This window comes from Sphingopyxis sp. Soil_C_28, assembly GCF_057657055.1.
Genome location: NZ_JBDGJE010000002.1, coordinates 251,047 through 272,601, shown reverse-complemented (window position 1 = coordinate 272,601; position 21,555 = coordinate 251,047). Strand labels below are relative to the sequence as shown.

General features: G+C 64.4%; 20 protein-coding genes and 1 tRNA gene. 7 read left to right on the top strand and 14 right to left on the bottom strand.

All coding sequences use genetic code 11. The features are described 5' to 3' along the window. The 3 genes from AC3A43_RS09550 to gdhA are packed head-to-tail and all read right to left on the bottom strand — an operon-like array spanning position 1 to position 4,841. Entirely contained in the window at positions 1-1,968 is a 1,968-nt protein-coding gene (locus tag AC3A43_RS09550; RefSeq protein ID WP_487792310.1) for a heme-binding protein, read from the bottom strand. 4 nt (positions 1,969-1,972) lie between these two features. Next, positions 1,973-3,436 (bottom strand): multiheme c-type cytochrome, encoded by a 1,464-nt coding sequence (locus AC3A43_RS09545; RefSeq protein ID WP_487792309.1) that lies wholly within the window; start codon positions 3,434-3,436, stop codon positions 1,973-1,975. A 49-nt stretch (positions 3,437-3,485) separates the two neighbouring features. Continuing rightward, positions 3,486-4,841 carry an NADP-specific glutamate dehydrogenase gene (gene gdhA, locus AC3A43_RS09540; protein ID WP_487792308.1) on the bottom strand — a complete coding sequence of 452 codons (1,356 nt, stop codon included), beginning with the start codon at positions 4,839-4,841 and terminating at the stop codon, positions 3,486-3,488. A gap of 159 nt (positions 4,842-5,000) precedes the next feature. On the opposite strand from gdhA, the gene AC3A43_RS09535 reads away from it, so the two are divergent. Further along, positions 5,001-5,951: a tetratricopeptide repeat protein gene (locus AC3A43_RS09535; RefSeq protein ID WP_487792307.1), complete on the top strand. Its 951-nt coding sequence runs from the start codon at positions 5,001-5,003 to the stop codon at positions 5,949-5,951. Positions 5,952-6,161: 210 nt separating this feature from the next. Here the strand turns inward: AC3A43_RS09535 and putA are convergent, their stop codons facing one another. Further along, a complete protein-coding gene (putA, locus tag AC3A43_RS09530; RefSeq protein WP_487792306.1) occupies positions 6,162-9,257 on the bottom strand; it encodes a bifunctional proline dehydrogenase/L-glutamate gamma-semialdehyde dehydrogenase PutA in 3,096 nt (1,031 codons plus the stop codon). Positions 9,258-9,354: 97 nt separating this feature from the next. On the opposite strand from putA, the gene AC3A43_RS09525 reads away from it, so the two are divergent. Together AC3A43_RS09525 and AC3A43_RS09520 are read left to right on the top strand one after the other, a co-directional pair. Continuing rightward, a complete protein-coding gene (locus tag AC3A43_RS09525; RefSeq protein WP_487792305.1) occupies positions 9,355-9,825 on the top strand; it encodes an Lrp/AsnC family transcriptional regulator in 471 nt (156 codons plus the stop codon). Between the two features lie 77 nt (positions 9,826-9,902). Then, positions 9,903-9,976: transfer RNA gene (locus tag AC3A43_RS09520), tRNA-Gly, on the top strand. 100 nt (positions 9,977-10,076) lie between these two features. Here the strand turns inward: AC3A43_RS09520 and AC3A43_RS09515 are convergent. Continuing rightward, the gene (locus AC3A43_RS09515; RefSeq protein WP_487792304.1) at positions 10,077-10,859 is read right to left on the bottom strand and encodes a transglutaminase-like domain-containing protein; all 783 of its coding nucleotides are present in this window, start codon (positions 10,857-10,859) and stop codon (positions 10,077-10,079) included. A 60-nt stretch (positions 10,860-10,919) separates the two neighbouring features. Here AC3A43_RS09515 and AC3A43_RS09510 point away from each other — a divergent pair, with 60 nt between their 5' ends. After that, complete coding sequence (locus AC3A43_RS09510) at positions 10,920-12,173, top strand: MFS transporter (protein WP_487792303.1); 1,254 nt, start codon at positions 10,920-10,922, stop codon at positions 12,171-12,173. On the opposite strand, the gene AC3A43_RS09505 is transcribed toward AC3A43_RS09510, so the two are convergent. Beyond that, on the bottom strand, positions 12,146-12,907 hold the full coding sequence (locus AC3A43_RS09505) for a competence/damage-inducible protein A (RefSeq protein ID WP_487792302.1): 762 nt from the start codon (positions 12,905-12,907) through the stop codon (positions 12,146-12,148). The two genes, AC3A43_RS09510 and AC3A43_RS09505, sit on opposite strands and share 28 nt — an antisense overlap. Positions 12,908-13,007: 100 nt before the next feature. Here AC3A43_RS09505 and AC3A43_RS09500 point away from each other — a divergent pair, with 100 nt between their 5' ends. Continuing rightward, entirely contained in the window at positions 13,008-13,649 is a 642-nt protein-coding gene (locus tag AC3A43_RS09500) for a glutathione S-transferase family protein (protein ID WP_487792301.1), read from the top strand. Here AC3A43_RS09500 and AC3A43_RS09495 read toward each other — a convergent pair. Together AC3A43_RS09495 and AC3A43_RS09490 are read right to left on the bottom strand one after the other, a co-directional pair. Beyond that, positions 13,646-14,533, bottom strand: coding sequence for a DUF2785 domain-containing protein (locus tag AC3A43_RS09495; RefSeq protein ID WP_487792300.1), 888 nt, complete (start codon positions 14,531-14,533; stop codon positions 13,646-13,648). The genes AC3A43_RS09500 and AC3A43_RS09495 overlap by 4 nt on opposite strands. A gap of 80 nt (positions 14,534-14,613) precedes the next feature. Then, positions 14,614-15,342, bottom strand: a complete 729-nt coding sequence (locus AC3A43_RS09490; RefSeq protein WP_487792299.1) for a Bax inhibitor-1/YccA family protein — start codon at positions 15,340-15,342, stop codon at positions 14,614-14,616. Positions 15,343-15,498: 156 nt separating this feature from the next. On the opposite strand from AC3A43_RS09490, the gene thpR reads away from it, so the two are divergent. Next, a complete protein-coding gene (gene thpR / locus AC3A43_RS09485) occupies positions 15,499-16,116 on the top strand; it encodes an RNA 2',3'-cyclic phosphodiesterase (protein ID WP_487792298.1) in 618 nt (205 codons plus the stop codon). On the opposite strand, the gene AC3A43_RS09480 is transcribed toward thpR, so the two are convergent. Next, on the bottom strand, positions 16,023-16,514 hold the full coding sequence (locus tag AC3A43_RS09480; protein ID WP_487792297.1) for a low molecular weight protein-tyrosine-phosphatase: 492 nt from the start codon (positions 16,512-16,514) through the stop codon (positions 16,023-16,025). The genes thpR and AC3A43_RS09480 overlap by 94 nt on opposite strands. A gap of 108 nt (positions 16,515-16,622) precedes the next feature. On the opposite strand from AC3A43_RS09480, the gene AC3A43_RS09475 reads away from it, so the two are divergent. Then, positions 16,623-18,218: a spinster family MFS transporter gene (locus AC3A43_RS09475; RefSeq protein WP_487792296.1), complete on the top strand. Its 1,596-nt coding sequence runs from the start codon at positions 16,623-16,625 to the stop codon at positions 18,216-18,218. Here the strand turns inward: AC3A43_RS09475 and AC3A43_RS09470 are convergent. The 5 genes from AC3A43_RS09470 to AC3A43_RS09450 all read right to left on the bottom strand — a co-directional run bounded on the left by AC3A43_RS09470 (position 18,215) and on the right by AC3A43_RS09450 (position 21,519). Further along, positions 18,215-18,787, bottom strand: a complete 573-nt coding sequence (locus AC3A43_RS09470; RefSeq protein ID WP_487792295.1) for a superoxide dismutase family protein — start codon at positions 18,785-18,787, stop codon at positions 18,215-18,217. The two genes, AC3A43_RS09475 and AC3A43_RS09470, sit on opposite strands and share 4 nt — an antisense overlap. A gap of 131 nt (positions 18,788-18,918) precedes the next feature. Beyond that, complete coding sequence (locus AC3A43_RS09465) at positions 18,919-19,473, bottom strand: nucleotidyltransferase family protein (RefSeq protein WP_487792294.1); 555 nt, start codon at positions 19,471-19,473, stop codon at positions 18,919-18,921. A 130-nt stretch (positions 19,474-19,603) separates the two neighbouring features. Continuing rightward, on the bottom strand, positions 19,604-20,029 hold the full coding sequence (locus AC3A43_RS09460; RefSeq protein WP_487792293.1) for an ExbD/TolR family protein: 426 nt from the start codon (positions 20,027-20,029) through the stop codon (positions 19,604-19,606). Positions 20,030-20,064: 35 nt separating this feature from the next. Then, entirely contained in the window at positions 20,065-20,583 is a 519-nt protein-coding gene (locus AC3A43_RS09455; protein ID WP_487792292.1) for an ExbD/TolR family protein, read from the bottom strand. A 126-nt stretch (positions 20,584-20,709) separates the two neighbouring features. After that, positions 20,710-21,519 carry a MotA/TolQ/ExbB proton channel family protein gene (locus AC3A43_RS09450; RefSeq protein ID WP_487792291.1) on the bottom strand — a complete coding sequence of 270 codons (810 nt, stop codon included), beginning with the start codon at positions 21,517-21,519 and terminating at the stop codon, positions 20,710-20,712. Between the last annotated feature and the right edge of the window lie 36 nt (positions 21,520-21,555).

The window sequence follows — 21,555 nt, the reverse complement described above, 5'->3', positions numbered from 1 at the left end:
CTATAGCCCGTCACAGACATTCTGGTTCGCCGTGTCGAGGAACGGCGCAAAGGGGCAGCTGATGTAGCGCAGGCGAACCCCCGCGCCGACGTTCACGACAATATTGTCCGCGCGAATGGCCTTGGGTGCGTTGCCGATGCCGCCGATGCGCGCACCGCCATTATGGAGGCCGAGGAAGCTGATCATGTCATCCTGGTCGATGCCGTCACCCGACACGCCAATCGCTCCAACGAGCTGGTTACCGCGATAGATAGGGACCGACCCGGGGAAAATCTGGATGCCGTTCTGCAGCCGATTCTGTCCCGCCGCGACGTCGGGCAGCGTCGTGCAACGCGCGGGCGTATCGGGGTTCGCACTCTGCAAGAAGCCGATGTGCTGGCCGAGATTGCCGATGATCAGCGCCGATTGCAGCCCGGTCGAGAAGGGATTGAACTGCGCAATCGGGCGCGACAGCGGCCCTTGCGGCCGCCCGACTTCGCCATCAGGGAAATAGGGGCGCGACAGATTGCCGCCAGACCGGTCGGCAAAGGCGACCGTGCCAGTCAGCGCGGCGGGATCGTTCAGGAAGGTTCGCGTTGCCGTCACGAACTGCCGGACGTCGGCGCTGGTGTTGGCGCTGAGCTCGGTTCCCGCCTGCGCGCCCGAGAAGAAGGCCGCGGTGCGCGCCTTTTGCAGACTCACATCGGTGCCGAAGATCGGCGCGTCGGGCGAGCGCACGATGCCGAGCACCGATCCGTGCGTGTCGACGATGCTGATCGTCACCTGCGCGCGGCTGTCGAGCGGGCGGCGAATCTGTGCGCGGGCGCGGCTCATCACCGTAAAGGCTTCCTCGAGCACGGCGCGCGCCTCGGCCTGTGTCAGGGGTGCGCTGTTCGTTGCGCCGTCCGTCCCGGCGCGCAGCGGGTAGCGGTTGGTCCCGCTGCCATCGGTGAGCACAAAGGCGTCGCGGTTCGAGAATTCGGCGGCGGTGGAGGCACGGATGCCCGAGGCTTCGCTGCCATAGGCGATCCCGGCCGTCACCGCGGCATTGGCATAACCGATCACCGCGACGAGATTGCCCGCGGTGCCGTTGAGGCTCGCGAAGCTCGCGCCGCCGCTGCTCATCACCCCGGCAAAGGTCGCGTCGGAGAAGCGCAGCGATGTCCCGTCAACGGTAATCTTGTCGGCGGTGATCGTTGTCGGTGCTTCGAACCCGCGCGTGCCGGCGAGGGCGATGAACTCCTCGGGGTCGTTATCGATATCGAGGATGTTCGCGTCGCTGCCATAGACGCCGTCGCCCATCACCCCGATGCCGCCGACGAGCACGCCATTCTTGTAAAGCGGTAGCCCGCCCGGATCGGCGGCGAGGCCGAGCGGCGAGCGTTTGGGGCCGATCAGCGCCGCGCTGCCCGGGGCGCCGAAGCGCGCCGACAGATCGCTGCACGGCAATTGGCTGAACTGCACCCCGAACAAAGGCCCGCTTTCGAGACCGACGGTGGTCGGCGCGGGCGGAAAATGTTCCTGAACGATCTGGCTCGCGGTGCGGGTCGAGAAGGCGTTTCCGCCGCTCGACAGATACGCGCCGGTCACCGCCTTCGCGATCGCGCCGCCCTCCGCGGGGAAGGTGACGTTCTGCGCGTCGATATTGACGCCATTGGGAGCGGGCGCGGTCGTCGCGTTCGCACGCGCGCCGTTCATGCGGAACACGCCGAGCACATTGCCGACGCGATCGGTCACCGCGATCACCGACGGCAGGCCGCGCGCCTGCGCCTCGGCGATGGATTGTGCGAGCACGCGCTCGACGTCGGTGGTGGTCAGCGCCTCGGCGGCGGGCGGCGTGTAGACCGTCGTCGGCGTCGGAGTGGGCGTTGGGGTCGGCGTGGGCGTTGGGGTGCTGCCGCCTCCCCCGCCACCGCCGCATGATGTCAGCAGCAGCGCGCTCATTGCGGCAAAGGCGGCCGAACGGAAAAGATGCGTTTTGTTTTGCATGTTCTTACCGCAGCGCCCCGATTGCGCGCACTGCGCTGCCGAACGACGCCTGGAATTCGGAGGGTTTGTACGCGTTGGGGTCTTTCACCGCCGCATAGGCCCGGTCGATGTCGCCGCGGATGCCAGCGGCCGCACCCACGGTGACGCGGCCTGACGACACCATCGCGTTGAGCAGGGTGTCGACCCCCATCACCGCCTGCTGCGACCCCGAATAGTCGGTGTAGCGGTCGCTGATCGCCTTCGCCGAAATTGCATCGACCATCGCAAAGGCGTCAGCACCCGAGAAACTGCGCGACGCGAAGGCGCTTTTGAGCGCCGCGACCGTCTGCGACAGCTGCGCCGCCGCCGCGACCGCACTGGGCCGGTCAGTCGCCATCGCTTTGTGGAACGCCGCGGTACGCGCCGCGAGCTGGTCGGCGAGCGCGGGCGCGGCAAGCCGCGCGGCGGCGGCGAGCATGATCAGATTCTCGTCATTATAGGGCGGCATGCCCTCCGGAATATTTCGCCCCGCATTGTCGAGGCCCGTGCGCACCGGCTTCGCCTGATCGAAGATACGGCGATGACAGCTATGGCAGTCGAGGAAATAAAATTCGGGGAACATGCCCTCGGTCCCGCGCCGCGTCTGGAACAACGCGAGGCTGCGTTCGATCGCGGTCGCCTGTCCGACCGCCCACATCTGGACATGGTCGGTGCGCCGGCCTGCCGCGCCGAACTTGCGCCAGCCATAGTCGGCATCCTCCTGATGATGCGCCTGCAGCGAGGAGAAGAGGTCGAGTTCGAAGGCGATGCGTGGATGGCCTGCGGCCATGATGCGATGGGTGACAAACTGTCCGTCAGCCGCCGAGCCGAAGTGGCAATCGACGCATACGCCGGCGCGGACCACCGGATCCTCAAGCTTCTTGAGCCCCGCCGACAGGTTCGCGAGATGCTTGTCGCGCATTTCGCGGTCGGGATCGGCGTTGGTCCCGACCCCGGCATAATGGCTGGCGAGCCAGCCGCCTGCGGGGCCGTGGCATGATTCGCAGCCCACGCCATCCTCGGCCGGCACCGCGCGCGCTGTCCCCGCGGTGCTGTGGCAACCAAGGCACATCTGCGCCTTGGCGGGGTCGCCGATGCCGAGGTTGCGCGCGATGAACTGGCTGCGGTTGTTGCTGAGCACCGCCCACGCCCGGCTGTGTGCCCCGCCGGGCGTCGAAGGCTCCTGCCACTTCATCAACTCGTCCTGCCGGACGACGGTGCCGTCGGCCTCCATCCGGCCGTGGCAGGTCGACCCCGCGCATGATGCGACGCCGGTGTAGCGCGCACCGCTTTCGCCTTGCGAGCGGGCAGGGGGTGCGAAGACGAACGCCGCGATGGCGAGCGCGAGCAGCATCAGCGCCAGGACAGCAAATGCCGCACGCATGCGAACGAGGGCGGCAAATGCCGCCCATGGCCGATCGCCGCGCCCCTTTCCAGCGTGCGTTGTCATCCGCAGAACCCCTTTTCCCCAGCCCGGCGCTTTTACGCCTTGGGCCGATTTACACCACCCCGAATGCCAGCATCGCGTCAGCCACTTTCTTGAAGCCGCCGATGTTCGCACCCTTCACATAATCGATATAGCCGCCGCCTTGATCGCCATAGGTGATGCAGCTTTTGTGGATGCCGTCCATGATGTCCTTGAGCATCTGCTGCAGTTCGGGCTCGCTCCAGCTGCGGCGGCCGCTGTTCTGACTCATTTCGAGGCCCGACACCGCGACGCCGCCGGCATTCGCGGCCTTGCCCGGCGCGAACATGATCTTCGCATCCTTGAAGACATGCACGCCCTCAAGGTTGGTCGGCATATTGGCGCCCTCGCTCACCGCGATGCAACCGTTGGCGACAAGCGTCCTGGCGTCCTCGCCGAGCAATTCGTTCTGCGTCGCACACGGCAGCGCGACGTCGCATTTGACGCCCCACGGCGTCTTGCCCGCGGTGAAGCTCGCGGTCTTGAATTCGTCGCAATATTCCTCGATCCGGCCACGGCGGTGCGTCTTGTGTGCCTTCACCCAGTCGATCTTTTCCTGCGTGATGCCGTCGGGGTCGTGGATGAAGCCGCCCGAATCGGACAAGGTCAGCACCTTGCCGCCGAGCTGGACGATCTTTTCCGCCGCGTGGGTCGCGACATTGCCCGAGCCCGAGATGACCGCGGTCTTGCCCACCAGATCCTGCCCCTTGGCGGCCAGCATGTTGGCAAGGAAGTAAACCGCGCCATAGCCCGTCGCCTCGGTGCGGATCAGCGAGCCACCCCATTCGAGCCCCTTGCCGGTGAGCACCCCGGTGAACTCGTTGGTGATCCGCTTATATTGCCCGAACATGAAGCCGATTTCGCGGCCGCCGACGCCGATGTCGCCCGCGGGCACGTCGATGTCGGCGCCGATGTGGCGATAAAGTTCGGTCATGAAGCTTTGGCAGAAGCGCATGATCTCGCGCACGCTCTTGCCCTTGGGATTGAAGTTCGACCCGCCCTTGCCGCCGCCCATCGGCAGCCCGGTCAACGCGTTTTTGAACGTCTGTTCGAACGCGAGGAATTTGAGCACCGATTCGGTGACGCTCGGGTGGAAACGAATGCCGCCCTTGTACGGCCCGATGGCATTGTTGTTCTGGACACGCCAGCCCCGCTGGACGCGGATGTTGCCGTTATCGTCTTCCCAGCAGACGCGGAAAGACACCACCCGGTCGGGTTCGGCGATCCGCCGCAAGATCTGCTGCGCGTGATATTCTTCCTTGTCGGCGATGAAATCGAAGATGTCTTCCGACACCTCCTGCACCGCCTGGACGAACTCGGGTTGCCCCGGGTTGCGCTTTTTCACGCCTTCCATGAACGTCGAAAAATCGACGTGATCCGAAACTGCCATTGCACCCCTCCCCTGTATGACTGGGAAAGCCGGTGCGACCCCTGACGATTTTATCGTTGACCGACCTTGTGTGCCAAAGGCTACACCATCGCCAAGCAAAGGCAATATGACAGCGCGCACAGGCGACATTTTTTCGAGGCGCGCACAAAAGGGGCAAAAATGAGCGAGAGCAACAAGATGGCCAACGAAACAGGCCGCAGCATGACGGGCACCAACCGGGCGATACTGATCGCGGCCTTTGTTCTGCTGGCGGCGGCCGTGGGCTATGCAATCTGGCGCGATTCCGCTTCATCGGCGGCCGATCCGACCGCGCCAAGCGCCGCTGCGCCGTCCGATCAACTCGCCGAGCTGGAGGCGCGCACCAAGCGCGAGCCGAACAGCGCCGACGCGTGGACGGCACTGGGTGCGGCACGTTTCGACCTGAGCGATTTTTCGGGCGCCGCCGCCGCTTATGAAAAAGCGACCGCGATTTCGCCCGAATCGGCAGGTCTCTGGTCGGCGCTGGGTGAGGCGCGAGTAATGGGAAGCGACAGCGATCCGATGCCCGCCGCCGCGCTCGCGGCATTCGACAAGGCGATCGCACTCGATGCCAAGGATCCGCGCGCACGCTATTTCCTCGCGGTGAAGAAGGACATCGGCGGCGATCACAAGGGCGCGATCGACGACTGGTTCGCGCTGCTTTCCGACACACCGCAAGGCGCGCCGTGGGAGGCGGACCTGCGCCGCACAATCGAGCAGGTCGGACAGATCCACAAGATCGACGTCACCGCGCGACTTGCGAGTACGCAGGCGCGGCCGCTGACCGCTAACGAAATGCCCGTCGCCGCGCGCGCGATCCCGGGGCCGACCCGGTCGGACATGGAGGCCGCCTCGCAGCTGCCCAAAGGCCAGCAGGACCAGATGATCGAGGGCATGGTGAGCGGGCTGGAGGCCAAGCTGAAGGCCAAGCCCGCCGACGTCGACCGCTGGATCATGCTGATGCGCAGCCGCATGACGCTGGGCGAAACCGCGAAGGCGGCGCAGGCGCTGAAGGACGGGATTGCGGCCAATCCGTCGGCGGCAGGCCGATTGAAGGCGCAGGCGCAGCTGCTGGGTGTACCGGGAGCGTAAAATCTCCATTGGCGCGGCGCCAGTAAAGCGGTACGCCGTCAGGGCTGCGGGGGGCGCCAAAAAAATAAGGTCGCCGCGGCGCACTGCCGCGAGACGCTTTCGGACGTATTTGCCCGGGACAGTTGTCCACTCTGTATCGGGCCTCGTGGTTTCCCATCCGCTGAGCTGATGCGCGCTGCCGAAGCCGCCGCACAACAGCCAGCGCAGGATTTAACCCGCCATCAGTGCCGCGTTGCCGCCCGCCGCGGTGATGTCGGTCGAGATCGACTTTTCCTCGGCGAAGCGGTGCAGATAGTGCGGGCCGCCAGCCTTGGGGCCGGTGCCCGACAAACCGCGTCCGCCAAAGGGTTGCGAGCCGACGATCGCGCCGATCTGGTTGCGGTTCACATAGACGTTACCGACCTGCGCGCGGGCGGCGATATGCGCCGCAACGCCGTCGATGCGCGTGTGGACGCCGAGCGTCAGACCATAGCCCGAGGCGTTGATCGCATCGATCAGTGCGTCGAGCTCGCCGCCCTTCCACGTTGCAATGTGCAGCACCGGCCCGAAAATCTCGCGCTTCAGGTCGGTGACATGGTCGAGGCGGATCGCGACCGGCGGGACGAAATGCCCGTCCGCGGGCAGGTTCGTCCGCCCCGCTTCGGCGATCACGCGCCCCGCGGCGCGCGCTTCAGCGACATAGGCGGCGATGTTCGCGCGCGCATCCTCGTCGATAATCGGACCAACGTCGGTGGCGAGGATCGACGGGTCGCCGACGTTGAGTTCGGCCATCGCGCCCGCGACCATTTCGATCATCGTATCGGCGACATCTTCCTGCACGCAGAGCAGGCGTAGCGCCGAGCAGCGCTGGCCCGCCGACTGGAAAGCCGAGGCGACCGCGTCGCGCGCCACCTGTTCGGGGAGCGCGGTCGAATCGACGATCATCGCATTCGCGCCGCCCGTTTCGGCGATCAGCGTCGCGATCGGACCATCGCGTCCGGCGAGGCTGCGGTTGATCATCCATGCAACCTCGGTCGAGCCGGTAAAGGCAACGCCGATGATGTCGTCGTGGCTGGTGAGCGCGGCGCCGACGGTCTCGCCGCGGCCGGGCAGATAATGGAGCACGTCGCCCGGAATGCCGGCCTCCAGCAGCAGTTCGACCGCTGCGTGCGCAATTAGCGGCGTCTGCTCGGCGGGTTTCGCGAGCACGGCATTGCCCGCGGCCAGCGCCGCCGACACCTGACCCAGGAAGATCGCGAGCGGGAAGTTCCACGGGCTGATGCAGACGAACACGCCCTTGCCTTCGAGCATCAGTTCGTTGCGCTCGCCAGTCGGGCCGGGCAGCGCCACCGGATAAGTGAAGTCGGCGCGCGCCTGCGCGGCATAATAACGCAGAAAATCGACCGCTTCGCGCACTTCGGCGATTGCGTCGACGAGCGTCTTGCCGGCCTCGTCGATTGCAAGGCCGAGGAAAAGCGCGTCATGCTCTTCGAGCAGATCGGCAGCGCGTTCGAGCCGCTCGGCGCGGAAGGCGCCGCCGGCGAGGCTCCAGTCGTTGTACGCCTTCTGCGCCGCGACGACGGCTTCGGCGACCGTCGCCGCGTCGGCCTCGATCACCTGGCCGATGACTGCGCCCGTCGCGGGATTGCGCACCGCTTCGGCTTTGCCCTGTCGCGTGGCACCGCCGACGATCGGCGCCGCGACCAAGTCGGTCCGCCGCGCAGCGCCGATCGCCGAAACGAGCGCCTCTGGCACACCGGGCTCGCCAAGGTCATAGCCGCGCGAATTGCGGCGCGCCGGATCGAACAGACCGAGACCCGTCGCGATCTTCGACGATGCCGCGCTCGCGACGCTGCGCGGATCGACCGCGAGCTGTTCGGCAGTGACGCCGGGGTCCGAAAACTGGTGGACGAAGCTGGAGTTCGCGCCATTTTCGAGCAGGCGGCGGACGAGATAGGCAAGCAGATCACGGTGCGTACCGACCGGCGCATAGACGCGCACCGGACGCGGCGGCGGGAACAGCGCCACGAGCGCGTCATGCGCGCCCTCGCCCATGCCGTGCAGCCGCTGGAGCTCGTAATCGGCGCCCGCGAATAGTTCGGACACATAGGCCAGCGTCATCGCATTGTGGCTCGCGAAAGCCGGATAGATGCAATCCTGGCAATCGCGCAGCAGCTGGGCACAGCGCATATAGTTGAGGTCGGTGTGCAGCTTGGCCGTGAACACGGGGAAGTCGCCGAGGCCCATGGTCTGCGCGCGCTTGATCTCGGTATCCCAATAGGCGCCTTTGACGAGGCGCATCGACAGTTTGACGCCGCGTGCGCGAGCCCGGTGCGCGAGCCAGTCGATCACTGCCGGCGCGCGTTTCTGATAGGATTGGATGACGATGCCGAGCCCGGTCCAGCCGTCGCCGATCCCCGCGTCGATCAGTGCCGCGAACACATCCATATGGGGTTCGAGGCGGTCGCTTTCCTCGGCATCGATCATCAGCGGAATGTTGACCGCACGCGCGGCCTTGGCGAGTTCGACGACGCGCGGAACCAGTTCGTCGCGGACACGGGCCGGTTGCAAATATTCATAGCGCGGATGGAGCGCCGACAGCTTGATCGAAATGCCGTGGTTGGCGTGCGGGTCGCCGGGCTTTGCAGACTTGCCGATACGCGCAATGGCATTCGCGTAGCTGTCGTAATAGCGCGCGGCATCGTCGGCGGTGCGCGCGGCTTCGCCGAGCATGTCGAAGCTTGCGAGTTCGGATTTCTCCTTGTCGGCACGCTTGACCGCGGCGTCGATCGTCTCGCCCATCACGAACTGCTGGCCGAGCATTTTCATGGCCGCGAGCGCCGCCTGACGGATGACCGGTTCTCCCGACCGCCGGACCATCGATTTGATCAGGGTCAGCGGGTTCGCCTTGCTGCCCATTGCGTCGAGCATCAGCGTCGCCGAGCCAAGCGACAGGCCGCGCGACGAGAGCGCGACGATCAGCGGGCTGTCCTCACCCTCGCCGTCGTTCCAGTGGCGTCCGGCGATCTTGTCGCGGATCAGCGCATTGGCGGTCGCATTGTCGGGAACACGCAGCAGCGCCTCAGCGAGGCACATCAGCACGACGCCTTCCTCGGTCGACAGGCGATAGCGGTTCATCAGCTGCGCGACGAGCGTCTCGCGTTCGCCCTCGGCCTTCGCCTTGCGGATCAGGTCGAGCCCGCGCCGGGTTACGGCATCTACGCTGGCCGAAGAGGTGGCAAGAGCGGTACGCAGCTCGGCGACGATGTCGGACTCGCTGCGGCGGGCGAGGGCGCGGATGGGCGCGCGATCTGGGCTTTGGGTCATGCGATCTGATACCATAATGACGATAGTCAATCTGACTTGTTTCAGTGCTAATCATATATGATTTGACCAAGCTTTAGATCAATTCTAGTCGATTTATATGAAAAATACCCCATCCGCAGTCGAACTGGACGAATTCGACCGCAAGATCCTTGCGATTCTGGGCCGGGATGGCAGGATCACCTTCACCGAACTCGCATTGCAGGTCGGGCTGTCGAAAACGCCGTGCCAGCAGCGCGTCAAACGCCTTGTCGACAGCGGGCTCATCGTCGGCTTTCGCGCGATCGTCGATCCGGCCAAGGTCGGGCTGGACCATGTCGCCTTTACCGAGGTCAAGCTGTCCGATACGCGTGAAGACGCATTGAAGCAGTTCAACATGGCGGTGCGGCAGATTCCCGAGGTCGAGGAATGCCACATGATCGCGAGCAGCTTCGATTATCTGCTCAAGGTCCGCACCCCCGATATCCGCCGCTATCGCATCGTGCTGGGCGAAAAGATTTCAAGCCTGCCACATGTTGCGAGCACATCGACCTTCGTCGCGATGGAGACGATTTGCGAATCGGCGCGCTGAAGACGGTTTGGCACCAAAGCATTGACCCGCGCCGCCGATGGCGGCAAAGGCGGCCTGTCGGCAGAGCGTAGCCGCGTGCGGGTGTAGCTCAATGGTAGAGCTTTTGCTTCCCAAGCAAGTGACGAGGGTTCGATTCCCTTCACCCGCTCCAACTTTCGCAGAGATTTATGGGAGCTAAATCGCGATGAGCGAAAGTTCGGCCGGCCTCGCGAAGCGAGGAGCGACGGCGTGGCTTTGCCACGACGAAACTTTCAATCCTCTACGCGCTCCACCTTCACCGACTGGCTGACAAAGGCGATATCGCTATAGGCGGTGAGGAACGAGATGTCGGCGGCATCGCGGCCGACGCAGATACGCGCCATTTCGGATGCCCGCGCCATGCCCGTCGCATCGACGGGGTGCCAGTCGCCATCGAGGAACACCTCGGCCACCGCATGAAAGTCCTGCGGGGCGACGCGGAGCGCATAGGCGCTCGCCATTCGCGCTGGAATATGGGCGGCGCGTGCCAGTGCGATCATGACATGCGCATAATCGCGGCACACACCCCGCCGCTCGACGAAGCTGTCGAGCGCGCCGGTCTCCGACGTGCTGGACCCCGAAACATAGGTAAAGCGGCTTTCGATCCAGTCGCGCATCCGGCCGATCTTCGCTCCGCCTTCATGTTCGCCGAATCGGCGTTCGACGAAAGCGTGGAACTTGTTCGACGGGCAGTAACGCGATTCGTTGAGATATGGCACGGCCTCGGCCGGAAGGCGGTGGAGCGGCACCGCGGCAAGCGAGCGAACATCGATGTCGGGCCGATCGATCTCGACCACCGCACGATATTCGGCCCGCAAGCGGCCCTCGGCGCGCAGCCAGACGGGCTCGCAGACGCCGCCCGCCGCGGGGACGCGCGCCAGATGTTCGGGCACGCCAAGATCCAGCGACGCTCCGAGAACGCGCTGCCCATGGCCGTTCGCTGCCTCGATCTGGAGCATCAGGTCGACCGGTTCGGGCAGACGGTAATTTAGGGAGGCGGATATTTCGAGTTTCATCTATCGCCAACGCATGAGGGAGAGATCGGTGGCGCTAGGGATGACAGAAAGAAAGAGCAAGTGACCGCGGCGCGTACCATCCCGTTTATCGTCGCGACGATCTTCATGGACGCGGTCGGTTTCGGCATCATCATGCCTGTGCTGCCTCAGCTCGTGATGGAGGTCGGACGCATCGACCTGCCGCACGCGATCGAGGTCGGCGCCTGGATCGGCCTCGTCATGGCGGTGGCGACCTTCCTCGCTTCGCCCGTGCTCGGCAATCTGTCCGACCATTTCGGGCGGCGGCGCGTGCTGCTGCTGGCGCTCGGCGGGCTGGCGATCGATTATGCCCTGCTGACGATCGTCGAGACTTTGCCATGGCTGTTCGTCGCACGCGCGCTGTCGGGTATTTTCGGCGGCAGTTATGCCGCGGCGCAGGCGGCGATCGCCGACATCACCAAGCCCGAGGAACGCGCGCGAAACTTCGGCTTCGTTGGCGCGGCGTTCGGCATCGGTTTCGTCGCGGGCCCCGCACTTGGCGGCTTTCTGGGCGAGATCAGTCCGCGCGCGCCGTTCGTCGCCGCCGCGGTCCTCGCCGCCGCCAACATGCTTTACGGCTATTTCATCTTCCCCGAAACGCTGCCCCCCGCACGCCGCCGCGCCTTCGACTGGCGCCGGGCCAATCCGCTCGGCGCATGGAAGACGATGCGCGCGCTGCCGGGCATGGACGGGGTTGCGGGGGTGCTCGTGCTCTGGCAGATCGCCAGCCTCGTCTATCCGATGACCTGGAGCTTTTACTGCATCGCGCAGCTCGGCTGGACGCCGGGGATGATCGGCGCAAGCCTGGCCGCAGTCGGGGTGATGATCGCGCTTGGGCAGGTTTTCGTCGTCGGCCCTGCCGTCGCACGCTTTGGCGAGCGCGACGCCGCGACGCTGGGGATCCTCGTCGCGGTGCTGGTCTATGTCGGCTATGCGTTCACGACCTCGACAATCGGCGCTTTTTTGCTGCTGATCCCGGTCGCTCTGCAGGCCCCGGTGCAGCCGTCGCTGATGGCGATGATGTCACGCCGCGCCACCGCCGAAACGCAGGGCGAGGTGCAGGGGATTTCGGCGATGGCGATGGGGCTCGGTCAGCTGTTCGCGCCGCTGCTGCTCACCGGAACGATGGCCTATTTTACAGCGGACGGCGCGCCGGTTCATTTTCCGGGCGCGGCTTTTGTCGTCGCAGCAATCTTTGGCCTCTTCGCGATCCTCATGCTCCGCCGCCTGCCGCGCGCGACGCAGACGAGTGAGGATGGGGCAGCCGATCAGATGCCGCCGTCGGTCACCGCATAGCCGAGCGCTTCGAAACCTGCGGTGAGCGTTGCGACGCACGCCGCAACCTGTTCGCCGTCAGTCGAACGAATGACGAAATTGGCGCCGGTCTTCCCTTCGCGAAAGAAGGGATAGCTGCCGATCGCAACGCCCGGATGATCCTTCTCGCCCTGCCGCAGCAGGTCAGCGATCTCGCTTTCGGGGGCCCATGCGCCGATCGTATGCGCGACGAGCGGCGCACCGCCCTCAAGCTCGCCGGTCAGCGCGTCGAGCATGCCCGCCGTGATATGCGGCACCCCCGCCATCACGAAGAGATTGCCGATGCGGATGCCGGGCGCGCCCGACATGCGGTTGGGAATCAGATCGGCACCGTCCGGCACCCGCGCCATGCGCAGCCGCGCCTCGGTCAATTCGGTGCCGCGCGCGGTATAATAATTTTCGAGGATCGCGCGCGCCGCCGGATGGACGATAACGCCGACGCCGAGCGCCTTCGCCACCGCGTCGACGGTGATGTCGTCATGCGTCGGCCCGATGCCGCCGGTGGTGAAGACATAGTCGTAGCGCGCGCGGATCGCGTTCAGCGCGTCGACGATCTCGTCCTCGACATCGGGAACGATCCGCACCTCGCGCAGGCGAATGCCCTGCACCTCGAGCCACGTCGCGATCTGCGACACATTCTTGTCCTGTGTGCGGCCCGAGAGAATCTCGTCGCCGATCACCAGCACGGCGGCGGTCCAGATGCGTTCATCGCTCATCGCTTTGCCTTAGCCCGGAACGATGACAAAACAAGCCCGATGGAATATCAACGATGTTCCTGATATGTTCCATGCGAATCGCAAAATATGGAGAAGCGCCATGGCCGAAGACCTGATTTTCTATACCAATCCGATGTCGCGCGGGCAGATCGCGCGCTGGATGCTCGAGGAGGTTGGCGCCCCCTATGAGCCGCGCATCCTCGATTATGGCACAACGATGAAAGGCGACGCTTATCTGGCGGTCAATCCCATGGGCAAGGTTCCGGCGATCGTTCACGACGGCAAGATCGTCACTGAGTGCGCCGCGATCTGCGCCTATCTGGCCGATGCCTTCCCCGAAGCCGACCTCGCCCCCGATGTGACCGACCGCGCCGATTATTATCGCTGGCTGTTCTTTACTTCGGGGCCCGTCGAGCAGGCGATCACCGCGAAGCATTTCGGCGTCGAGCCCGATGCCGACCAGCAGCGGTCGGCGGGTTTCGGTTCGCTCCCGGCGGCACTCGATGCACTCGAAAGCGCGGTTGCGGGCAAAGCCTTTGTCGCGGGCGATCGTTTCAGTGCCGCAGACGTCTATGTCGGCAGCCAGATCGATTGGGGCCTGCAATTCGGGACCATCGCGTCGCGCCCCGCGTTCGAAGCCTATGTAGCCCCCCTGCGCGAGCGCGCGGCGTACAAACGCGCCAAGGACATCGACAACGCTCTGATTGCCGAGATACAGGCGGCTGGTTCCGCCCCGGCCTAGGGCAGCGCCTTAAGCAATCCGGCGGCGAGCGGCGCCAGCCGCCGGATTTGGGGATCCTGCGATTCGCTGGCGGCGACGTAGACGGCGTCGCCGAACGCACTGCTGTTGTGCACCGCCGCGAGTCCCGCCTCGCTGGCATAGGCTGCTTTCCAGCGCGCAGTGTCCTTGGGGTGCAGCGCCTGGAACCACGCCGCCCATGCAGCATCGTCGATGTCTGCCCGCTTCGCCAGAAAGAGCACCGGGCGCGCGAGGCGCCGTGCCTCGCCGTGCACATAAGCGTGCGAACCCTTGGGCGCGACCTGCGCCGCAACCGCGGCGAGCGAAAGGTCGGCATCGGCGCGTGTCAGTCGCGGGTTGAGCGCCAGCTGCATCAACAGGTCGGCACCGTGCGCGACGCCATGGCGCCATCCTTCTCCGGTCACGAAACCGCGATAGTCAGTTACTCCGCGCAGATAGGCGGCACCCGACACGGCAAGCACATGCAGTTCGGCCTCGCTCAGAAAGGGCTCGATCCGATCGGCACGCGCGACTTCGGACAAGGCGAGCGCGGCAAACGGGCGGCGGAAGCCCGTGACATCATCCTTTTCGGCGAGGATTGCCGCCAGTTGCTGCGCCGCATGGCGAAGCTCGTCGGGCTTCAGCTGTTTGCCACGCAGCGCTTCGGTCCAGAGCACGAAGGCGAAATCGTCGCGCACCGCAGGGTCGGGGTCGGCAAGGCAGGCGATCAGCGCGTCGATCTCCGTCGGTCCCGCCGCGGGGAAATACCGGCCGGCAAAGGCTTTCAGATCTCCGTCGGCCGGGCGTTCAACCGCGCAGTCGGCCGCGATGGCGGGCACCGATGCCAACAGCGCCGCGGCGCCGACGGCGCTCCGCAATATCTTCATTTCCCTCCCCTTCACGCTCAAAGAAAAAGCCCGGCGAATCGCTTCGCCGGGCTTTCCTTTTTCGTTCGTGTCCGATCCGCTTAGTCGCGGCTGCCCATCAGGTTGAGCAGGAAGGTGAACATGTTGACGAAGTCGAGATACAGCGTCAGCGCGCCCATAATCACCGACTTGCCGACAAAATCGGTCCCGCGGACATAGAAGTACATGCTCTTGATCTTCTGCGTGTCATAGGCGGTGAGGCCCGCAAAGAGCAGCACGCCGATGACGCTGATCGCGAGGCTGAGCGCGCTCGACTGCACGAACAGGTTAATCAGCATCGCGACGAGGATGCCGACGACACCCATGATCAGAAAGGTGCCGAAGCCCGAAAGGTCCTTCTTGGTCGTGTAGCCATAGAGGCTGAGACCGAGGAAAGCCGCGGCGGTCGCAAAGAAGGTCGTCGCGATCGAAGAGGCGGTAAATGCCAGGAAGATCGTCGACATCGACAGACCCATCACCGCCGCATAAACCCAGAACAGGGCCTGCGCGGCGCCTGTCGACAGCTTGTTGATGCCGAAGCTCAACACCAGCACGAAGGCCAGCGGCGCCAGCGCCACGACCCACATCAGCGGGCTGCCGATCAACGATGCAGTAAAGCCACTGTTGAACGCCAGCATCGCGACGATGCCGGTCAGCAGCACGCCCGAACCCATATAGTTATAAACCGACAGCATGTACGACCGCAGGCCGGCATCGACGGCCTGGTCCATTGCGTTCGCGCCGGCACCAAAACCGGAAGCCGCCACATTGGGGTCGTTCCAATTCGCCATTGTCATTCTCCATCACCGGCCAGCCCATACCGGCCGTACGTGCCAATATCGGGGGTTTCCCCTCTTGTTTCAAGCGAAACCGGACAAGGGCAATATTATTGCCCCTTCGACGATCAGGGGTCGCGATCGGAACCGCCGCCGCTTATGCTGCCCGCCATGTCCACGCACCGCCTGTTTGTCGCGCTGCGCCCGCCGCGACCGATCCGTGAAATATTGATTGCCGCGATGCACGGCATTTCGGGTGCGCGCTGGCAGAACGACGAACAGCTTCACCTGACCCTGCGCTTCATCGGCGAGGTCGATCGTCATAAGGCCGAGGATATCGCGGCGGCGCTCGGCGCGCTTTACGCGCCGTCGGTGCGCGCCCGAATCGCCGGGGTCGGGATGTTCGAACGGCAGGGCCGGCCGCACATGCTGTGGGCCGGGGTCGAGCCGCACGATGCCCTCACCGCGCTGCACCGCAAGATCGACCAGTTGCTCGCACGTGTCGGTGTGTCGCCCGAAACGCGCGCGTTTATGCCGCACGTCACGCTCGCGCGGCTGAATCGGGGATCGGGCTCCGTCATATCTTTCCTGGCGCAGGGAAGCGCCCTTGCCAGCCCGGCTTTCGACTTCGCGCATGTCACGCTGTACGAAAGCGAGCTTGGCCATGGCGGCTCGCGCTATCATCCCGTCGCGCGTTATCCGCTGGACGGCGCGAATTCGGCGACGAGCGCCGCCGCGATCGCATCGACATCGTCCCACGTCGCGGCAAAGCCGTCGTCCTCGCCATAATAGGGATCGCTGACGCCTTCGCCGCCGCGCCCGGGCACGAGGTCGAGCATCAGCCTGAGGTCAGCGGTCGCATCGGCCGGCCGGATCGCATGCGCATCGCGCAGATTCGCTTCGTCGGCGGCGAGGATCAGGTCGAAGCGCTTGAAATCGCCCGGCACCAGTTGCCGCGCGCGCAGGCCCGAAATGTCGGTGCCGCGGCGGCGTGCCTCGGCTTGCGCGCGAAGGTCGGGGGCGTGGCCGACGTGCCAGTCGCCCGTGCCCGCCGAATCGAACGTTGCGTCGATCCCCGCTTTCGCAAAGGCGGTACGCGCGGCCCCTTCGGCTAGCGGGGAACGGCAGATGTTGCCGAGGCAGAGAAAGAGGATCGCGGGTTTCGCAACTTTTCTATCTTCGCGCATATCGCTGATGTTTCCTCGTAAAGGTGAACCGACTTTCAACTTGCGCCTTCGTGCGGCTCTGCTAGCCATGGGCCATAACAGATAATGGGTCAGGGAGAGGGTTGCCAGATGGCCGAGACCGTCAGCGAAAATGAGGCCGTGTACGAGCGCGCGCCGCTGCCAGTGGCCAGCGGATACAGCTGGTACGTCCTGTTGGTGCTCGTCGTCGTTTATATCCTCAATTTCATCGACCGGCAGATCCTCAGCATCCTCGCCGTCGATATCAAGGCCGACCTCGGGCTGACCGACGGCGATATGGGTTTTCTCGGCGGCGCTGCCTTTGCGGTCTTTTATGCGCTGTTCGGGATTCCGCTCGGGCGCCTTGCCGACAATTGGAGCCGGGTCAAACTGCTGTCGATCGGGCTGACATTATGGTCGGCGATGACCGCGCTGTCGGGCTTTGCGCAAAATCAGGTCACGCTGACCTTGGCGCGCATGGGGGTCGGCGTCGGCGAGGCGACCGCCAGCCCGACCGCTTATTCGCTGATTTCCGACTATTTCCCCAAGAAACAGCGCGCGACCGCGCTCGCGATCTATTCGTCGGGGCTGTATTTGGGCGGCGGCGTATCGCTGTTCATCGGCGCGCTGATCGTCAAGGCGTGGAACGAGGCCTATCCCGCCGGCGGCCCGTTGGGGCTTGTCGGCTGGCAGGCGGCGTTCCTCGCCGTCGGCATCCCCGGACTGATCGTCGCCTTGTGGGTCGCGACGCTGCGCGAACCGGTGCGCGGCGCGATGGATGGCGTTCCCAGTCCAAGCGCGCCGAATCCGTTCGGCCAGTTTGTCAAAGACCTGTCGATGATCGTCCCGCCCTTCACGCTGATCGGCGCGTGGCAGCGCGGGCCGGCGGCGCTTGCGATCAACATCGGCTTTGCCGCCGCGATCGCCGCCTTCGCCTGGTGGATGATCACCCTGACCGGCAATTTCCCGCAATGGTCGGCGGTCGGCTTTGGCTATTATGCGGTCTTTTCGTGGGCGTGCACGCTGCGCGCGCACGACCCCGCGACCTTCCGGCTGATCTGGGGCACGCCGGCCTTTATCTGCACGACATTGGGTTATGGGCTGGTCGCGCTCGCCGCATATGGGCTCGCCTTTTGGTCGGCACCCTATGCCGAGATCATCCTTGGACTGTCCAAGCAGGAACTGGCGTTCATATTGGGCGCGAACGGTGCCGTCAGCGGCTTTATCGGGGTGATCATCGGCGGCCGGATGGCCGATGCGCTGCGCGCCAAAAATCCCGCGGGGCGTATCCTGATGATCATATTCGGGGTGGTCGCGCCGATCATCCCGATCTGGATCGGTTATACGACCGACAATGCGACGCTCTTCTATATCATGAACTTCCTCGCCGGGATGTTCGGCGCGACCGCGCTCGGCGCAGCCGCCGCCACCACGCAGGATCTGGTTCTGCCGCGGATGCGCGGCACGGCGACCGCGGCCTTCTTCCTTGGCACGACGCTGGTCGGACTGTCGTTCGGCCCTTATATGGTTGGCCAGATTTCGGATCTGGCCGGCACGATCGTCGACGGCAAACCGGTCGGCGATCTGCGCACCGGCATCCTGTCGCTGATCGGCGTCGCGCCGATCGCGCTTGGCCTGCTGCTGTACGCCTATCGCGCCGTGCCGCAGGCCGAAGCGACGATCGTGGAGCGCGCGGCGGGCGCTTAAACCCCGCCCGCCAGGATCACGCCGCAGGCGATGCGGTCGCCGCTGTTGCCGCTGGGATCGGTTTTCATGTCGTCGGGCCCGGCGTGAATGATGAAGGCCGCGCCATCGGCGTCGAGCACGGCGCCCTCGCCCATCAGCCGCGTGCCGACCAGTTGCAACGTCGCGCGCCCGATGGTGTCGGGTTCGACAACCAGATTGGGCAGGTCGCCATGATGCGCGCCCATTGGATTTTCACGGCCATGCTGTGCATTGGTCGGGTTCCAGTGCGGGCCGGCGGTCGTATATTTGGGCCCGTCGCATTGTCCGACCGTATGGACGTGCATGCCATAGGTTCCCGCGCCGAAACCGCGCGCGACAACCTCGAGCCGGAGCCCGCTGCCGTCCTTGAAGATATCGACGCGGCCACGGTCGGCGCCGCGCGCGTCGGTCAGGTTGGCATAGGCATCGGGGGCAGGAAGCTTTTTCGTCGGGGCCTTGCCGCCCATGTTGGCACAACCGGCGAGCGCGAGCGCCCCGATGACGATAAGCCCCTGAGCGATCGTCTGTTTGCGGCGCGAACCAATCGTCATCTTGCTGCTCCCTGTGTGTGATAGGTCTGAATCAGAACGTCGCGAGGGCGCGTTGCGATCCCTGTTCCGCCACGATGCCGCGTTTCGTCGTCAGTTCCAAGAAGATAGTCGGCTTGCGAGCCGAGACCGGTTCAGGCTTCGACGCTTCGAAGCAACGGCCAGACGACAAGCCAGGATTTGGCCTGCAATCGATGTTCGTAAACGCGATGCCTCTCGCCCATAAAATGCGGGGTCGGACGCAAGACCAGATTCAGCAGATCATCAAGGCCAAATGGCGCGGCGATTTCAGAGCGATCCAGGCCCGTCCGCCTGACGGCAACCGCCGTTGCGGTTTCAGGCCAGTAGCGCATCGCATCGAGCGACGAGGCATAAGGCGTGTCACCATTGCGAAGGTGCATCCGCGCCTGATTCTTCACCGACCACGCGACCGACGGCTCCGCCGCTCGCAGCATGGCTTCGTGTTTCCGGTCCTCGGCGGGGTCGATTCGGGTTGGGTCATGCCAGATCACGTCGATATCACCCGCGAGCGACGCCGGCCGGCGATGCAGGTGGTCCCACACCGCGTTTCGCACGAAACCCGCTCCAACCCAGCAGTCCGGCAAATTCAACGCCCGCACGACGTCCAGAAGATCCCAACGAAGCGGGTCGGCACGCAGGATGGAAGTTAGGCGGGACGCGGCATCCATAAATGGAGGGTAGCGGTTTCGGGGACGGCATGGAACGTCGGCGACGAGGTCCAGCCGATCAGGAAGACAAAAAAGGGGCCGCGAATTGCTTCGCGGCCCCATATTTTTGCCTGACGGCCCTGATCGAAGATCAGAAGACGCGGGCGTATTGCTCGTTGCCGACGAAGCCCAGCTTGCCGACATTGGATTTCTTGATCACCGCGAGCACCCGATCGACGACGATATAGCGGGCGTACGGATCAGGCTGGAACTGCAGTTCGGGTTCGACCGGCAGCGACTTGGTCTGTTCCAGATAGGTCGCCAGCTGCGCCAGATCGATCGGCGTTCCGTTCCAGGTGATCGTCCCCGCGGGGTCGATCATCACCTTGTTCTTTTCAGGATCGACATTGCTGGTGCTGTTGTCAGCAATCGGCAGGTCGATCTTTACCGCGTGAGTCTGGACCGGGATGGTGATGATGAACATGATGAGGAGCACGAGCATGACGTCGATCAACGGCGTCGTGTTCATATCCATCATCGGTTCATTTTCGTCCCGTTCTCCAACTGCCATGGACATCGGTCTATTCCTTTTTATTTATGCGGGAGGCGCCCTTACAGGCGGCTCACCGCGATCGAACCAGCGGCCGGTTCGGAAATGAACCCGATTTTCTGGAAGCCAGCGAACTGCATGGTGTAAATCACCCCGCCGATGCACTGATACGGCGTGTTAACGTCGCCGCGAATATGGACTTCGGGAAAATTATCTTCGGTGATATTTTCCGGACCACCGATATCGGCGATCAACTCTTCGAGTTTCTTCTGTCCGCGTTCCAGCAGCTGTTTCGAATCGATCGGGGTTTGCCCCCAATAGACTTCGCAAGAAGCGCTATCGGCGTTGGGCTCGCCATCGCCGTCGGTGTCCGCCGAACGGATCGACAGCAGCACATTCTCAGGCTTCGTCGTCGTCACCTCGAACGCCACGTCGGGCAGCTTGAGGTTCACCGTCTGCACCACCACGGGAACCGTGATGAGGAAGATGATGAGCAACACAAGCATGATATCCACGAGCGGGGTCGTGTTGATTTCGGACATTGGGCCTTCTTCGCCCTTGTCACCTACACTCATCGACATAGGATTAGCATCCTGTCACAAAATTACTGTCACGGACAACGGGTCGGCGCACCTTCGGTCCGCCCTCCCTGTCCAGCGGACCCCGCCCTTTGCCACGCGGCGAAGGGCGGGGGTCCAGGAGACCAATCAGGCCTTCTTCGGTGCCGCAGCCGGAGCAGCAGCCTTCGCGGCGACGGTCGCCGGCTTCACCTGGCCGTTCGACATGATCGAGCCGAGAACGTCGTTCGAGAAGGTCGACAGACGGCGGGCGATCGCCTTGTTGCGGCTCTGGAGCCAGTTGAAGGCGAGCACCGCGGGAACCGCGACGATCAGGCCGATAGCGGTCATGATGAGCGCTTCACCGACCGGGCCGGCGACGGTGTCGATCGAAGCCTGACCCGATGCACCGATCTTCACGAGCGCGCGAAGAATACCGATAACGGTACCGAACAGACCGACGAACGGTGCGGTCGAACCCACGGTCGCGAGGAAGGCGAGGCCGCCGTTGAGCTTCGAGTTGATGTGGTTCTGCGAACGCTCGAGCGTGCCGTGCATCCAGTCATGGGCTTCGACGGGATCGGTGAGCTTGTTGTGCTCTTCGTTGGCGCGCAGGCCGTCTTCGACGACCTGACGATAGGCGCTGTTCTTTTCAAGCTTCGCCGCACCGTCGGCGAGCGTCGGCGCGCGCCAGAAATTGGTGTCGACAGCTTTGCCCTGGTTGATGACCTTGTTCTGTTCGAACAGCTTGGTGAACAGGATGTAGAGCGTGCCGATGAACATGATCAGCAGGACGAGGAAGGTAACCTGCGAGACGACGCCGCCTTCGCACAGCGCGGGAACGAGGCCGTAGGGGCTCGCGCCTTCTTCTTTGACGCACATCGATGCGGGCATCAGGCTGAACCCCGCGTCGTGGGCCGGTGCTGCCGCGGCGGCGGCATTTGCGATCAGATTAAACATACTGGAAAATCCCTCTCAAAATATTCGATAAGTTCG

Bases quoted from the DNA above. Each gene is read 5' to 3' on its own strand.
- AC3A43_RS09495 (WP_487792300.1), bottom strand. From the start codon at position 14,533: ATGAAGATATTGCGGAGCGCCGTCGGCGCCGCGGCGCTGTTGGCATCG.
- AC3A43_RS09545 (WP_487792309.1), bottom strand. From the start codon at position 3,436: ATGACAACGCACGCTGGAAAGGGGCGCGGCGATCGGCCATGGGCGGCA.
- AC3A43_RS09550 (WP_487792310.1), bottom strand. From the start codon at position 1,968: ATGCAAAACAAAACGCATCTTTTCCGTTCGGCCGCCTTTGCCGCAATG.
- AC3A43_RS09455 (WP_487792292.1), bottom strand. From the start codon at position 20,583: ATGTCGATGAGTGTAGGTGACAAGGGCGAAGAAGGCCCAATGTCCGAA.
- AC3A43_RS09450 (WP_487792291.1), bottom strand. From the start codon at position 21,519: ATGTTTAATCTGATCGCAAATGCCGCCGCCGCGGCAGCACCGGCCCAC.
- AC3A43_RS09500 (WP_487792301.1), top strand. From the start codon at position 13,008: ATGGCCGAAGACCTGATTTTCTATACCAATCCGATGTCGCGCGGGCAG.
- AC3A43_RS09475 (WP_487792296.1), top strand. From the start codon at position 16,623: ATGGCCGAGACCGTCAGCGAAAATGAGGCCGTGTACGAGCGCGCGCCG.
- AC3A43_RS09505 (WP_487792302.1), bottom strand. From the start codon at position 12,907: ATGAGCGATGAACGCATCTGGACCGCCGCCGTGCTGGTGATCGGCGAC.
- gdhA (WP_487792308.1), bottom strand. From the start codon at position 4,841: ATGGCAGTTTCGGATCACGTCGATTTTTCGACGTTCATGGAAGGCGTG.
- thpR (WP_487792298.1), top strand. From the start codon at position 15,499: ATGTCCACGCACCGCCTGTTTGTCGCGCTGCGCCCGCCGCGACCGATC.
- AC3A43_RS09460 (WP_487792293.1), bottom strand. From the start codon at position 20,029: ATGTCCATGGCAGTTGGAGAACGGGACGAAAATGAACCGATGATGGAT.
- putA (WP_487792306.1), bottom strand. From the start codon at position 9,257: ATGACCCAAAGCCCAGATCGCGCGCCCATCCGCGCCCTCGCCCGCCGC.
- AC3A43_RS09490 (WP_487792299.1), bottom strand. From the start codon at position 15,342: ATGGCGAATTGGAACGACCCCAATGTGGCGGCTTCCGGTTTTGGTGCC.
- AC3A43_RS09535 (WP_487792307.1), top strand. From the start codon at position 5,001: ATGAGCGAGAGCAACAAGATGGCCAACGAAACAGGCCGCAGCATGACG.
- AC3A43_RS09480 (WP_487792297.1), bottom strand. From the start codon at position 16,514: ATGCGCGAAGATAGAAAAGTTGCGAAACCCGCGATCCTCTTTCTCTGC.
- AC3A43_RS09515 (WP_487792304.1), bottom strand. From the start codon at position 10,859: ATGAAACTCGAAATATCCGCCTCCCTAAATTACCGTCTGCCCGAACCG.
- AC3A43_RS09470 (WP_487792295.1), bottom strand. From the start codon at position 18,787: ATGACGATTGGTTCGCGCCGCAAACAGACGATCGCTCAGGGGCTTATC.
- AC3A43_RS09465 (WP_487792294.1), bottom strand. From the start codon at position 19,473: ATGGATGCCGCGTCCCGCCTAACTTCCATCCTGCGTGCCGACCCGCTT.
- AC3A43_RS09525 (WP_487792305.1), top strand. From the start codon at position 9,355: ATGAAAAATACCCCATCCGCAGTCGAACTGGACGAATTCGACCGCAAG.